The following is a 14,061-nucleotide window of genomic DNA, read 5'->3' as shown; positions in this document are numbered from 1 at the left end:
AATGCGATCGCCACCCGCGTCAAAGCGCTATAATCGGTAAGCACGCTGCACCGGCGCATTGCGCAGAACGCCCGAGGAGGAGCATCGATGATTCCCGTCACCATTCAAACGCTGATCGTGTCAACGGCTCCGTCGCCCTCCATCGTCGTGCTCCAGCCCGTCGAGGAGGTCGTCCAGGAAGGGAAGTCGCGCATCGTCCCCATCTGGGTGGGCGTGAACGAGGCGACGCAGATGGGCATCGCGCTGGAGAAAGCGCGCTTCTCGCGGCCGATGACGCACGACCTGTTCCTCGACGCGCTCACGAACCTCGATGCGCAGGTGGATCACGTGGTGATCAACGACGTACAGGGCTCGACGTTCTTCGCGCGGCTCACCCTGCGCCAGCACGACCGGCTCATCGACCTCGACGCCCGGCCGAGCGACGCCATGGCCCTGGCCGTGCGGCAGAAAGCTCCCATCTACATCGAGGAGGACGTGCTGGAGCGCGCGTCGTTCCCCTACGTGCTGAGACGGGAAGAGCCCGCCGCCGCGACCGAGGCCGAGCTGTCCGAGTTCAAGAAGTTCCTGGAAGAGCTGGCCCCAGAGGATTTCGAGGGCTGATCTACCAGAGCGCCGTCAAAGCATCGGTGATGGCCTGCACGATGCCGTGCGACAGCCCGCCGTTGTCCGCTAGCAGCAACCCCATGATCGCCGTCAGGCTGATGGCGCCCGGCTCCTTGGGGCGGCCCGGCGCGCCCGGTTTCTTCAGCACGAACATCGACGGCTTCGCATACGACACCGCGGGTGCTTCCAGGGGCGCATCCGAAGACGGCTCCCGCGCATCTGCCGTCTTCTCGGGCGGTTTCTGGCGCTCGATCGCACGGCGCCGCCAGCCGCCACGGGCGAACGTCACCACGAGGAAGCCGCCGCGCAGCCACTCGTCCACGCACATGGCTATCCACATGCCCACGATGCCCCAGCCCAATCCGATGCCCAGCAGGTACCCGCCGCCCACGGCGAATATCCACGACGAGATCACGTTCACCGTCACCGGGGTCTTCACGTCGCCCACCGCGATGAGCGCCTTCACCATGACGATGTTGAGCGCGCGGCCGATGCCGAGGAATATCTCGACGAGCAGCACCTGCCGTCCCAACTCGTGCACGGTGGGGTCGGCGGTGAACAACCCGAACACCGCATCGGCGTTCACCCAGATGAGCGTCGACACGCAGGTGGTGAGCGCGACCGCGATGAGGTCGGCAACCCACACGCGCCGCGCGACGGCGTCGAACTTCCCCGCGCCGAACAGGTACCCCAGCACGATCTGCGTCGCCTGCGACAGCGCGATGGAGTACAGGTAGGCGATGCCGGCGATCATCGAGCAGTACACCTTCACCGTGACCACCGTCGTGCCCAGCACGTTGATGAACGACAGGATGACGATCTGCGCGAGGTCGTAGTTCATCTGCTCGCCCGACGAGGGGATGCCCACGCCCAGCATGCGCCGCAGCGTTTTCCACGGGAACGGGCGCAGGTACCGCAGGCGCATGCGCACGTCGGTGTGGCGCAGCACGAGGCGGCAGGCCACCACGAGGCCCACGACGCGCGCCACCACGTTCGCAAGGGCCGCGCCCTCCACGCCGAGCGCCGGGACGAAGCCGATGCCGCCGATGAGCGCCGCGCTGGCCGCGATGTTGACCGCGTTCATGATGAGGCTCGCCCGCATGACGTCGACGCCGCGCGCGTAGCTGCGCAGCAGCGCCGTGAAGGCGAAGAACGCCCCTTGAACGACGGTCGTCGAACCGACGATCAGCAGGAACGACGAAGCCATCCCCGTGATGGAGCCGTCGATGTGCAGCCAGGAGAAGAACTGGGGCCAGAAGAGGAACAGCACCGCCGTCATGACGGCGGCCAACCCGATGTTCACCACGAGCGCGACGGTCGCGATCTCCGACACCGTGCTCGTCGCCGACGATTTCCCCAGCACGCGCGTCACGAGCACGGTGGAGGCCGTGCCCATAGCCGACAGCGCGATGGTCACGATGTTGAGGATCTGCAGCGCGTTGCCCACCGCCGCGGCCGGCTCGGTGCCGAGGGGCGCGAGCATGAATTGGTTGATGTTCCCGATCATAATTTGCATGAACAGTTCCACGAACAGCGGAACGGACAACACGAACACGTCGCTCGCGGTGGTCTTGTCCGCAGGCGCTCGCTGGGCGCGTTTTCGGAGCGCAGCGCGCGCTGCGGTTACTGGATGCATGGGTTTCCGTCCCCCTTTCGCTTCGGCAACAGTCACAAGGCGTGCAGTATACGGCACGTCAACAACCTGCCAGGGGGCTTGTTATCCCTTCATGGGATTCGCATTCATGAGCGTTTGGGGAGAGAAATGTTTCACGTGAAACATGCGCGCGCGGTTCGGCGCGGGAAAGAAGAAGGCCCCGCGTTGCGGGGCCTTCGATGCTACGTGCTACTCGTCGGTCTCGTCAACCTCGACTTCGACCTCCACTTCGACTTCGGCCTCCGTGCCTTCGACGCCGTCGTCAAGATCGTCGATCGCGTTCTCGTCGAGCTCCTCGCCCTCGACTTGCGCGCCGCCGGTTTTCTTCTTCTTGCCGCGGCTCGAGATGGCCACCGCGGTCACGCGATCCTTGTCGGCCGTCTTCATGACGCACACGCCCTGCGTGGAGCGTCCGAGTTCGGAGATGCCTGACACCGGGGTGCGCACGCACACGCCCTCTTCGGACATGATCATGATCTCGTCGTCTTCGCCGACGATCTTCATGACGGCCAGCAGGCCCTTCTTCTCGGTCATCGTGATGGTGAACACGCCCTGGCCACCGCGATGGTGCTCGGGGTACTCGGCGATGGGAGTGCGCTTGCCGTAGCCCTTCTCGGTGATGACGAACAGGTCGGTGTCGGGCTGCGCGATCTCCATGCCCAGCACCTTGGCGATCGGTGGCACGTTCATGCCGCGCACGCCCATCGTGTCGCGACCCATCGCGCGCACTTCGCCTTCGTCCCACATGATGGCCTTGCCGGCGGACGACACCATGAGCACCTTCTCGCCCTGGGCCACGCGCTTCACCGAGATGAGGCGGTCGTTGTCCTTGAGGCTGATGGCGATGAGGCCATCGCGGCGGGTGCGGTCGTACAGGTCCATCGACGTCTTCTTCACCATGCCGTGCTCGGTGGCGAACATGAGGTACTCGTCGGACGGGAAGTCCTTCGTCGCGATGACGGCCGAGATCGTCTCGCCCTTCTCAAGCGGCAGCAGATTCACGATGGCCGTGCCGCGCGCGTGGCGCGACGCCTCGGGCAGCTCGTACACCTTCAGGCGGTATACCTTGCCCTTCGTGGAGAAGAACAGCATGTAGGAGTGCGTGGACGCCACGAACAGGTGCTCCACGTAGTCGTTGTCCTTGAGGTTCACCCCCTGCATGCCCTTGCCGCCGCGCTTCTGCTGGCGGTAGGTGGCCACGGGCAGACGCTTCACGTAGCCGGCCTTCGTCATCGTGACGACCATGCTCTCCTCGGCGATGAGATCCTCGACGTCGAGGTCCTTCGCCGCTTCGGACAACAGCGTGCGGCGCGGGCTGCCGAACTTCTTCTTCACCTCGAGCAGCTCTTCCTTGATGATCTCGTGCACAAGCTTGTCGTCGGAGAGAACGCGCTTGTAGTAGGCGATCTTCTCGAGCAGTTCCTTCAACTCGTCTTCGATCTTCTGATGCTCCAAGCCGGTGAGGCGGCGCAGGCGCATCTCGAGGATGGCGGCGGTCTGCTTGTCCGTCAGGCCGAAGCGCTCGGTCATCCGCTCGGCCGCTTCCTTGTCGGTCTGCGACGAACGGATGATGTGGATGATCTCGTCGATGTTGTCGAGCGCGATGATCAAGCCTTCGAGAATATGCGCGCGCTCCTCGGCCTTTGCCAGCTCGTAGCGCGTACGGCGGACGATGACCTCTTCCTGGTGCGCGATGTAGTAGTGCAGCATTTCCTTGAGCGACAGCACGCGCGGCGCGCCGTCCACCAGCGACAGCATGATCACGCCGAAGCCCACCTGCAGCTGCGTGTGCTTGTACAGCTTGTTGAGCACCACCTGGGGGATGGCGTCCTTCTTGAGGTCGATGATGATGTCGATGCCGTGGCGGTCGGCGCCGTCGTGGATGTTGCTGATCTCGGGCAGCTTCTTCTCGCGCACGAGCTCGCCCAGCTTCTCCAGCAGGCGCTGGCGGTTCACCTGGTAGGGGATCTCGGTGACCACGATGGAGCTGCGGCCGTTCTTGCCCTCTTCCACCTTGCACTTCGCGCGCACGGTCAGCGAGCCGCGGCCCGTCTCGTATGCGTCCAGAATGCCCTTCTTGCCCATGATGATGCCGCCGGTGGGGAAGTCGGGGCCGGGCATGGCCTTCATGAGCTCCTCGGTGCTGACGTCCGGGTTGTCCAGCATGAGGCACGTGGCGTCGATCGTCTCGCCCAGGTTGTGGGGCGGGATGTTCGTGGCCATGCCGACGGCGATGCCCTGCGAGCCGTTCACCAGCAGGTTCGGGAAGCGCGCGGGGAGAACCGTGGGTTCTTCGAGGCTCTCGTCGTAGTTCGGCTGGAAGTCGACCGTCTCCTTGTCGAGGTCGCGCAGCAGTTCCATGGCCACCTTGTCGAGGCGCGACTCGGTGTAACGCATGGCCGCCGCGCCGTCGCCGTCGATGGAGCCGAAGTTGCCATGGCCGTCGACCAGCGGGACGCGCATCGAGAACGGCTGGGCCAAGCGCACCATCGTGTTGTACACGGCGGAGTCGCCGTGCGGGTGGTACTTGCCGATGACGTCGCCGACCGTACGGGCCGACTTCATGTGAGGACGGTTCGGCGTGTAGCCCGACTCGTTCATGGCGTAGAGGATGCGGCGGTGAACCGGCTTGAGGCCGTCGCGCACGTCCGGCAGGGCGCGCGAGACGATGACGCTCATGGCGTATTCCAGGAACGACGTCTGCATCTCCTTGCCGAGGTAGGCGGAGCGCACGATGGTGCCCTCGCCGCCGTTGGCGCCCTCGACGATGGAACCGTGCGGGTTCGCCATCTTCGACAGGTCGATCATCGAGCGCGCCTTGTTCTCTTCGGACACGAACGCGCCAGGGCGCGCTTCGTCCTCGTCGTCTTCCACGTCATCGAGGATGTCGTCTTCGTCGGCCTCCTCAGCCGACTCGATATCGCCCGCGTCGTAGTCTTCTTCGGCGCGATTCAAAAACTCGTCGAAAGAATCGTTGTTGTCTGCCATATCTCTCCTACTTTACAGGTTGGCGTAGTAAGTCAGCGAGGGCTTTCGCGGTGCCCGAGATCGTGGGGATGGCGATGGCGAAGCGTACTTCGGTACGCGAGTCATCGGCATCGCCGCGAGATCGGGCGGCCCGGAAGCCCGCAGCGTCGAGCGGTTCCGGCGGTCTGCCGACCGCCGGAACGCTAGATGTCCAGGAATCGGACGTCGCGCGCGTGCTTCTGGATGAACTCCTTGCGCGGCTCCACCTGGTCGCCCATGAGGTCGCTCACCACGCGCTCGGCTTCGGCGGCGTCGTCGATGCTCACCTGCAACAGCGTACGGGTGGCCGGCTCCATCGTGGTCTCCCAAAGCTGGTCCGGGTCCATCTCGCCGAGGCCCTTGTAGCGCTGCACGTCGAACTTGTTCGGATCGTCGTACTCGGCGAGCGTGGCCGACAGGGCGCTTTCGTCGTAGATGTAGCGTTCGATCTTCGGCGAGCGCGAGTTCTTCTTCTTGAGGCCGAAGATGGGCGGCTGCGCGATGTAGATGTAGCCGCGATTGATGAGCTCCGGCATGTAGCGGTAGAAGAACGTCAACAGCAGGATGCGGATGTGCGCGCCGTCGACGTCGGCGTCGGTCATGATGATGATGCGGTGGTAGCGCGACTGGTCGGCGTCGAAGTCGTCGCCGATGTTCGTGCCGATGGCCGTGATCAGCGAGCTGATGGTGTCCGACGACAGCGAGCGGTGCAAACCGGCGCGCTCCACGTTGAGGATCTTACCGCGCAAGGGCAGGATGGCCTGCGTCTTGCGGTCGCGGGCCTGCTTGGCCGAGCCGCCTGCGGAATCGCCCTCTACGATGAAGATTTCGGAGTTCTCCGGGGTCTTGGACGAGCAGTCCGCCAGCTTGCCCGGCAACGCGAACGAGTCGAGCACGCCCTTGCGGCGCGTCATCTCGCGCGCCTTGCGCGCGGCTTCGCGGGCCTTGAGGGCCTGGGTCGCCTTGCCGATGATGCGCTTGGCCGGGGTCGGGTTCTCCTCGAGGTACTCGGCGAGGCCCTGGGTCACGGCGTTCTGCACGAGCGGGCGGATCTCGGTGTTGCCGAGCTTCGTCTTCGTCTGACCCTCGAACTGCGGGTCGTGCAGCTTCACGGACACGATGGCCGCGCAACCCTCGCGCGTGTCGTCGCCGGAGAGGTTGGAATCCTTCTCCTTGAGGATGCCCTTGGCACGGGCGTACTCGTTGATGGTGCGCGTGACGGCCTGCTTGAAGCCGTCGAGGTGCGTGCCGCCCTCGTGCGTGTTGATGTTGTTCGCGAACGCCATGACGGAGTTCGTGGAGTACGAGGTGGACCACTGCATGGCCACCTCGACCGTGCCGTCGTCGTTCTCGGCCTCGAAGTAGATGGGCTTGTTGAGCGTTTCCTTGCCCTCGTTCAGGAACTTCACGAAGTCGACGATGCCGCCGGCGTACTGGAACACCTCGGTGCGCGGGTTGCCGTCGGCGTCGGTGACGCGCTCGTCGTACAGCACGATCTTGAGCCCCTTGTTGAGGAACGCCATCTCGCGGAAACGGTTCGCCAGCGTGTCGTAGTCGAAGACGGTCGTCTCGGTGAAGATATCAGGGTCGGGCCAGAAGGACACCGTCGTGCCGTTGCCCCGCTTCGTGGGGCCCAGCTCGCGCAGCTTTTCGGAGGTCTTGCCGCGATCGAAGGCGATGAAGTACTCCTTGCCTTCCTTGCGCACCTTCACCTCGACGTGCGAGGACAGCGCGTTCACGACGGAGACGCCCACGCCGTGCAAACCGCCGGACACCTTGTAGCCCTCGCCGCCGAACTTGCCGCCGGCGTGGAGGATGGTGAGCACCACCTCGACGGTGGGGATCTTCTCTTTCGGGTGTTTGTCGATGGGAATGCCGCGCCCGTTGTCGTCGACCGTGATCGAGTTGTCCGCGTGAATCCACACCTTGATCTCGTCGCAGATACCGGCGAGGGCCTCGTCGACGCCGTTGTCGACGACCTCGTACACCAGGTGGTGCAAACCGCGCGGGCCCGTCGAGCCGATGTACATGCCCGGACGCTTGCGGACCGCTTCCAGGCCCTCGAGGACCTGAATGTCAGAACCGTCGTAATGGTCAGGTTTGTTTGCCACTGACATGCTCCTTTTGTAGTGCGATGTGTGAGTGCAGCGCCGATTCGCGCCAACCTGCAAATTTTACCATATATGCTTCGTGATACCAACAAAATCCATCACTTGTGAAGGGTTCCAGAAGCCGTACGAGCCACGATCACCGGTTCGTCCGAATTTTTTCGTATCAGACTGCTACATACGATTTTTATCGGCACGTATCGCCCTCTCGAGGGCTCGTCGCACCGTCGGGCTCTCAACCGCGTCCACGCTGGCTTCGAGCGCCGCCTGCTCCTCGGGCGTCAAGGGGACGCGCGGGGCCTCGTCGCGCACGGGACGCGCCGGGCGCGCGCCGCCGCCGCCCGCTTCCGCGCGCCGGAAGGGATGGCGGGATTTCATGTCGAAGCGCGACGGCAGGATCTTGAACGTCTCCACGTGCTCGCCCTGCTCCTTCAACTTCATCTTGAGGAATTCCTGGCGCGCGTCGAGGTCCGACCGAATGAGGCTGTCGTCGGAATACACCACGAGCTGGGCGCCGGTCCCCGTGTGCGAGGCCTTCGTCGGCGCGCCCTTCACCACCTCGTCCGCAGCCATGATGTACACGGCGTTCACGTGGTCGAGCACCATCTCGGCGGCGTCCTTGTACACGGCTTCCACGGCGTTGCGCCATGCCACGTTCACCGCGGCCGCGCGCTGCGCCTTGCGCGACGCATCGTCGCCGGCGGCCAGCACGGTCATCAGCTCGTTGATGCTCTCGCCCAGCTTCCTCATGCGCGATCCCTCCCCAGCTCCACGATGCGGGCGGCGTCCAGCAGGTCGTCATCGAAGTAGGCGAGGTTCGTCGTGGTGATGAACGTCTGGATGTCCCCCGATATGAACGCGACCAGCGCGCGACGGCGCGCGGCGTCCAGCTCGCTCATCACGTCGTCCAGCAGCAGCACGGGCTTCTGGTGCAGGATGTCCTGGATGAGCGTGGCCTCGGCCAGCTTGAACGCCAGCACCACCGAGCGCTGCTGGCCCTGGCTGCCGAACAGGGCGGCGTTCTTGCCGTCGATGAAGAACTCGATGCGGTCGGCGTGCGGCCCCACGAGCGCGCGATGCCGCACGCGCTCCTCGCCGCCGCGCCGGGCGAGCGCGTCGGTCAGCGAAGCGCGCGCCTCGTCGCGGCCGAACATGTGCGTGGCGAACGCGAAGGGATCGTGCTCCTCCCATGACGGCGTGAACCCCGCCTCAAGGTGCTCGGTGCCGTCGGTGATCTCGGCGTAGTACGACGCCATCGATGCCGCGAGCTTCTCGAATAGCGCCGCCCGGTAACACGAAAGCTGCGCGCCGCACGTAATGAGGGTCTCGTTCATCGCCTCCACGAGTGCGGCCGGAGCTTCGTCCCTGAGCAGGCGGTTCTTATGGCGCAGCACCTTCTCGTAGTCGCGCCGGATGAGGTAGTGGTTCGCCGAGAGCTGCGAGCCCAGCGCGTCGAGCGCGCCGCGGCGCACCGTCATGGACCCCTTTGCCAGCTCGAGGTCGTCCGGCGTGAACGTGACGGACGGCACGAGGCCCTTCAGGTCGGCCGTGCGCTTCGCCTTGCCGTTCAGCAGGTGTTTTTTCTTGCCTTCGGCCAGCTGCACCGTCAGCTCCAGCTGGCGGCTGCCGTCGGTGACGTCGGCCGCCAAGCGCGCGAAGTCGGAGCCCGCCCGAACGAGCTGGTCGACGGGCGCGTGGCGAAACGACGACTGGGCCGTGAGCAGACCGATGCCCTCGATGACGTTCGTCTTGCCCACCGCGTTCGGGCCCACGAGCACCGTGAGCGGCCCGACGCCGTCCAAGTCGAAGCCTTCGTAGCTGCGGAAGTTCCGGAACGAGATATGGGTGATGGACAGATCCACGACGGGCCGCGCGCGTCCTTACGCGATGCGCACGGGCATGACGAGGTAGAGGAAGTTCTCGCCCTCGTCGGCCTTGAAGATGCCGGGCTTCATGGACGACTGCACCTCGAGGAACACGTTGTCGGTGTTCACGGAGGACAGGCCGTCCAGCACGTAGGCGTAGTTGAACGCGATCTCCACGTCCTCGCCCTCGCCGGAGCACGAAAGCGTCTCCTGAGCCGAGCCCACGTCCTGCGCGACGGCGGACAGCTGCACGGTCTGCGATGCCATGTTGATGTCGAAGCGCACCGGCGAGCTGGTCTGCCCCAGCAGCGACGTGCGCTTCACGCCGGCCACGAGATGCCCCACGTCCATGCTCACGCGCGTGGCGTAGGAATCGGGCAGCAGCTGGCGGTAGTTCGGGAAGTTTCCCTCGAGGCGACGGTTGATGAACACGGTATCGTGGTACGTCACCACGATCTGGTTCTCGGCCAGCGCCAGCTTGAGGTCGTCCTCGGAACGCGGCAGCGACGAGATCTCCTGCAAGAACGAACCCGAGATGACCGCCTGGAACTCCTCGGCGGCCGCATCGGGAAGCTCGGCCTCGGTGATGGCGAGGCGGTACGAGTCGGTGGCCACCATCTTGAGCGTGGTGTCCTCCAACGTGATGAGCACGCCCGTGAGGATGGCGCGGCTCTCGTCCTTCGACACGACGCGCGCGACGCGCTTCACCATCGACGAGAACTGCGAGAACGGGATGGACACTTCCTGCTGCACGTCCACGTGCGGGAATCCGGGGAAATCCTCGGCATCGAGCGTCTTGATGGAGAACGACGCCGTATCGCACGTGATGACCGCGGAGTCGTCTTCGGCTTCCACGTGCACGGCGGCGTCGGGCAGGTTCTTCACGATCTCGGAGAACAGCTTGCCGGGAACCACGGCCTTGCCCGTCTCCTCGATGAGCGCCGAGACCGAGTACTGGATGGACAGCTCGAGGTCGGTCGCCTGGAGCGTGAGGGTGTCATCGTGCGCGTCGAGGTAGATGCCCGACAGAATGGGAAGCGTCGATCGGGTGGCGATGCCCTTGAGCACCACCGACAACGCGTTCTGCAATTCCGATTGGTTGATGCTGAATTTCAAGACGTTCCCTTTCTCTAGAAGCAGCGAGCGCTTCCGCCATTATAGAGGTTCGAATGTTTCACGTGAAACATTGCGCATGATCGGTATGACTTCATCGACGTGTTTTCGGGTTGTGCTCTTTGTTTTTGATCTTCCCTTAATATATCTAAGGTTTTAATAGTTGTAATAATAAGGACGGTGGAAATGTGGATAACTGGCGTTTGTGCACGTCAACGTTCAGAATTCCTCCCGAATCGATCGTGTAGATCGGGTACCCTCCATCAACATCAATTATCGCCTTTATTATCTTTCCCTAGGGTTGTACCACTTTTCGGCAACTTGTCAGTCATGTTTCAGTCATCTTTCCGCCGAACGCTCGTACGCTACATCTCGTTGATGAGCCCGCGCAGCGCCTCCAGCTCCTCGCGCAGCTCGCGGTTCTCCTTCATCTTCTCTTCGACGTTCGTCACCGAGTACATCACGGTGGAGTGGTCGCGGTTGAACTTCTTGCCGATGTCGTTGAACGGCAGGTCGAGCATCTGACGACATAAATAGATAGCGATCTGTCGCGCGTAGATGATGTTGCGCGTGCGCTTCTTGCCCACCAGGTCGGCGTGGCTCACCTTGTAGAAGTTCTCCACTTCCTTTTGAATGTCGGCAATGGTGAGGCGCTTCGACGGCCCGCCCGTGAAATGGTTCTCCAACAGCGTGCGCACGTCGTCCAACTTGAGGTTGGGCTGGTTGAAGAACGTCATCTGGTAGATCACCTTCGTGACGGCGCTCTTCAGCTCGCGGATGTTGGAGCTCGAGCTTTCCGCGATGTACATCTGGATGTCCTCGGGGATGTTGAAGTCGGACGATCCTTCCGATTCGCGGTACTCGTCCACGAAGCTCTTCACGATGCCCAGCTTCGTCTCGATCTCGGGAGGCTGGATGTCGAACGTGCCGCCCGAGTTGAAGCGGCTGCGGTAGCGCTCGTCGATGTCGATGTTCTTCGGCGCGCGGTCGGCCGACAGCACCACCTGGCGGCCCTGGCTGGTCAGCTTGTTGAATATCTGGAACACGATGTCGAGCGTCTGCTTCTTTCCCTGCAGGTACTGAACGTCGTCGATGAGCAGGACGTCGGCCTCTTCGTAGCGCGTCTTGAAGTTCTTGTAGCTGGACTTCTGCTTGTCGTGCGCGGCGCTGGCCTCCATGTAGTCGCTCAGCAGCTCGGCCGAGTCGACGTAGATGGTGGACAGTTGCGGCATCGTCTCGTTGATGTAGTTCTGGATGGCGCGCATGAGGTGCGTTTTCCCCAAGCCCGACTTGCCGTAGATGAACAGCGGGTTGAGGTGGGCCTTGCCCGGCATCTCGGCCACGGCCACGGCCATCGAGTACGCCATGCGGTTCGAGTCGCCGATGACGAAGTTCTCGAACGTGAGCGTGGACGCCGGGCTGTCGGGGCCGTCGAGCGCGATCTCGCGCGGCCGATCGTCCTCGTCGCGTTCCGATCCGGGGGTGCGAAGGATGCTCTCAGGTTCGCGCGCGTCGCCGCCTGCGTCGCGAACCGACGCCGCGGGGGAAGCGATCGGCGCGGGGCTCGGCGCCGGTGCGGGCGCCGGCTGGGCCGAAGGGGCGGGGGCCGGGGCGGCCGCTTGCTCCGCCGCCGTGATGTCCACTTCGATGATCACCGTAAACGGCATGTGGTACAGGTCGTTCAACGCGCGCTTGATGAATTCGACGTAATGGCGCTCGATCCATGTCTTGATGAAGTCGTTGTCGGCCGTGACCATGAGGAAGCCGTCGCTCATGGCCTGCGGATGCAGACGCGAGAAGAACGCGTTGATCTGCGATGGGTCGATATTGTTGTAGCTTTTCACCTGGTCGCATACTTCCGACCAGACCTGCTCGAGTTTTTCGCTGTTCATAGCTTGCTTCCTTGCTGGGGGCACCGCGAATGTTTCACGTGAAACATTCGCCGGCGTCGAGCGGGAGCCGCCCGCTGCCGCCTTGATTGTACTATAGGGAATTTGCCACGTGGTAACCAAGATCGGTCAGAATGCGCTTCTGGCCGACTGTTTTCTCGATGAGGCCCGACTCTTCGAGCTTGGACAGCGTCACGTAGGTGCTCGATTGCGGAACGCCCGTCAGGCGCGACAGATCCGTGACGCCCAGCGCTCCCTCGTTGAGGAATATGGGCAGGAAGTCGCGTTCACGCTGCGAAAGCGGCGGGATGAGCGGTGCCATGGAGTGCTGCGCGGCCATGCCCTGCGCGCGGTACGACGGTGCGGCCGTCGGGGGGTAATACGGGTTCCCCCCTGCGTACGGGTCCTGCGCGTAACGCGGAGGGATGTACTGCGGTTCGGGCTCGTAGCCGTACGGCGGGCGCGCGGATGCCGGAACGGGCGCTTGCTCCTGGGGGTACGGCGGGTTCGCGTAGCCGTATTGCACCGGGTAGGCCGGCTGCTGCTGCATCGGCGCCTGCGGTTGCGATTGCGGCTGCGGCTGCGGGCCCAGGTCGCGCGGCGGGTACGCGGGCTCCAGGGGAGCCAGACCGTCGCCCGGCGTCGCGGAGGGCTGGCCGGCGCGCAGGCTGATGGTGACCACGGCGCCCGTGCCCAGGTTGTCTTCGATGGTGATGGTGCCGTGCGAGAAGTCGAGGTACTCCTTCACGATGGGAAGGCCCGACCCCACGCCGCGAATGTAATGCTTCATCGGCTCGATGGCGGACGTGAACCCGGGGATCTGCGCTTGATCCTTATAAGGTATGCCCGGGCCTTGGTCGGCGAAGCGGATGGTGTTGCCGTCGTCGAGGATGGACACGGTCGCTTCGGCGAACCGCGCATGGATGAAGTTTTCCGACACCTCGCGGATAACGGTGTACGGAATGGTGCCGCCGGCGCTTTTCGCTTGTTCATAAATTTTCGAAGCGAGGCTTTCAATGAATTCAGCCGTCGGCGCCGGATGTATCTCGGTTACGCGCGGCGCGCTGCGAAGATCGTCGTACAACGCGATGCGCGCCACGGCGTGCACATGCGTGTAGTCGAACGACTCCACGCCGTCATCAGCGGATTCATCCTGATGATCTGCTTTTTCAATCTGGTTGTCCAATGGTGTTCCGTTTTCAGATTCGATATTCAGCATTTTTCAGTGACATTCATTGGCATTGTAGCGTTTTTTCGATTCTGAATCCATCCACCTGGGGAATTCATAGCATTCAAACCGACACATTCATCCTTTCCTAAATTTCATAGGGCTTTCCACATGGGCTTTTCAACGTTTTCCACTTTCTATTCAGAAAATGTGGAAAACGTTGAAGAATGCTTTCTGGAAAACGTACGAACGTTGGTGAAAACCGTGCAAAAATGTTGATAGATTCCGGCTTGGGGCGCCATCCGACGGCGAAATCCTCTTTCAAATAAAACGTGACCGTTTGGCTTCATTCGTGTGAAGAATGCGTAACGTCTTGCCCGGTCGCATGAATAACGGTCGTGGTGGATACTGCAAAGTACCTGGTCAGAGCTTCGTTAATAGGTGCAGTCACCTTTCATGCCTGATGAGAGCCTTGTAAAATAATGAGAAATCATATCTTGACAAACCAATGACGTTGGAGATTTCCACAATGCGTCTCGAATGAAACGCGAGTTTTCAACATTTTCCACAATTGCACCGTGCAGAAAAGCGGAAAAACGCTTCGAACGTTAGGCACCCGGGGGCGGTTGAGGGCATTCAGAACATCCTTTCGAGG

9 protein-coding genes are annotated in these 14,061 nt (G+C 62.9%); 1 reads left to right on the top strand and 8 read right to left on the bottom strand.

Annotated elements, in window-relative coordinates; genetic code table 11:
• The first annotated feature begins 87 nt into the window (after positions 1–87).
• Positions 88–600: a bifunctional nuclease family protein gene (locus GS424_RS00045; RefSeq protein WP_154332610.1), complete on the top strand. Its 513-nt coding sequence runs from the start codon at positions 88–90 to the stop codon at positions 598–600.
• Position 601: 1 nt separating this feature from the next.
• Here the strand turns inward: GS424_RS00045 and GS424_RS00040 are convergent, their stop codons facing one another.
• The 8 genes from GS424_RS00040 to GS424_RS00005 all read right to left on the bottom strand — a co-directional run bounded on the left by GS424_RS00040 (position 602) and on the right by GS424_RS00005 (position 13,424).
• Positions 602–2,239 carry an MATE family efflux transporter gene (locus GS424_RS00040; protein ID WP_244977622.1) on the bottom strand — a complete coding sequence of 546 codons (1,638 nt, stop codon included), beginning with the start codon at positions 2,237–2,239 and terminating at the stop codon, positions 602–604.
• 207 nt (positions 2,240–2,446) lie between these two features.
• Positions 2,447–5,245 (bottom strand): DNA gyrase subunit A, encoded by a 2,799-nt coding sequence (gyrA, locus tag GS424_RS00035; protein WP_160940822.1) that lies wholly within the window; start codon positions 5,243–5,245, stop codon positions 2,447–2,449.
• Between the two features lie 182 nt (positions 5,246–5,427).
• On the bottom strand, positions 5,428–7,380 hold the full coding sequence (gene gyrB / locus GS424_RS00030) for a DNA topoisomerase (ATP-hydrolyzing) subunit B (protein WP_280527516.1): 1,953 nt from the start codon (positions 7,378–7,380) through the stop codon (positions 5,428–5,430).
• A gap of 165 nt (positions 7,381–7,545) precedes the next feature.
• Positions 7,546–8,121 (bottom strand): phosphoadenosine phosphosulfate sulfotransferase, encoded by a 576-nt coding sequence (locus GS424_RS00025; protein ID WP_160940824.1) that lies wholly within the window; start codon positions 8,119–8,121, stop codon positions 7,546–7,548.
• Entirely contained in the window at positions 8,118–9,233 is a 1,116-nt protein-coding gene (recF, locus tag GS424_RS00020) for a DNA replication/repair protein RecF (protein WP_160940825.1), read from the bottom strand. The genes GS424_RS00025 and recF overlap by 4 nt, the downstream gene beginning before the upstream one ends.
• An 18-nt stretch (positions 9,234–9,251) precedes the next feature.
• Positions 9,252–10,352 carry a DNA polymerase III subunit beta gene (gene dnaN / locus GS424_RS00015; RefSeq protein WP_160940826.1) on the bottom strand — a complete coding sequence of 367 codons (1,101 nt, stop codon included), beginning with the start codon at positions 10,350–10,352 and terminating at the stop codon, positions 9,252–9,254.
• 362 nt (positions 10,353–10,714) lie between these two features.
• Positions 10,715–12,241 carry a chromosomal replication initiator protein DnaA gene (gene dnaA / locus GS424_RS00010; protein WP_160940827.1) on the bottom strand — a complete coding sequence of 509 codons (1,527 nt, stop codon included), beginning with the start codon at positions 12,239–12,241 and terminating at the stop codon, positions 10,715–10,717.
• 91 nt (positions 12,242–12,332) lie between these two features.
• A complete protein-coding gene (locus tag GS424_RS00005; protein ID WP_244977621.1) occupies positions 12,333–13,424 on the bottom strand; it encodes an ATP-binding protein in 1,092 nt (363 codons plus the stop codon).
• Positions 13,425–14,061: the final 637 nt, after the last annotated feature.

Origin of the sequence: Eggerthella guodeyinii, assembly GCF_009834925.2 — a bacterium.
Classification (GTDB): Bacteria; Actinomycetota; Coriobacteriia; order Coriobacteriales; family Eggerthellaceae; genus Eggerthella; species Eggerthella guodeyinii.
The sequence above is the reverse complement of the archived record's forward strand: the minus strand, read 5'-3'. Positions and strand labels throughout refer to the sequence as shown.

What these genes read in the sequence shown, in the direction of transcription:
- GS424_RS00045 (WP_154332610.1), top strand. Translation starts at nt 88, where the DNA reads ATGATTCCCGTCACCATTCAAACGCTGATCGTGTCAACGGCTCCGTCG.
- GS424_RS00040 (WP_244977622.1), bottom strand. Translation starts at nt 2,239, where the DNA reads ATGCATCCAGTAACCGCAGCGCGCGCTGCGCTCCGAAAACGCGCCCAG.
- gyrA (WP_160940822.1), bottom strand. Translation starts at nt 5,245, where the DNA reads ATGGCAGACAACAACGATTCTTTCGACGAGTTTTTGAATCGCGCCGAA.
- gyrB (WP_280527516.1), bottom strand. Translation starts at nt 7,380, where the DNA reads ATGTCAGTGGCAAACAAACCTGACCATTACGACGGTTCTGACATTCAG.
- GS424_RS00025 (WP_160940824.1), bottom strand. Translation starts at nt 8,121, where the DNA reads ATGAGGAAGCTGGGCGAGAGCATCAACGAGCTGATGACCGTGCTGGCC.
- dnaA (WP_160940827.1), bottom strand. Translation starts at nt 12,241, where the DNA reads ATGAACAGCGAAAAACTCGAGCAGGTCTGGTCGGAAGTATGCGACCAG.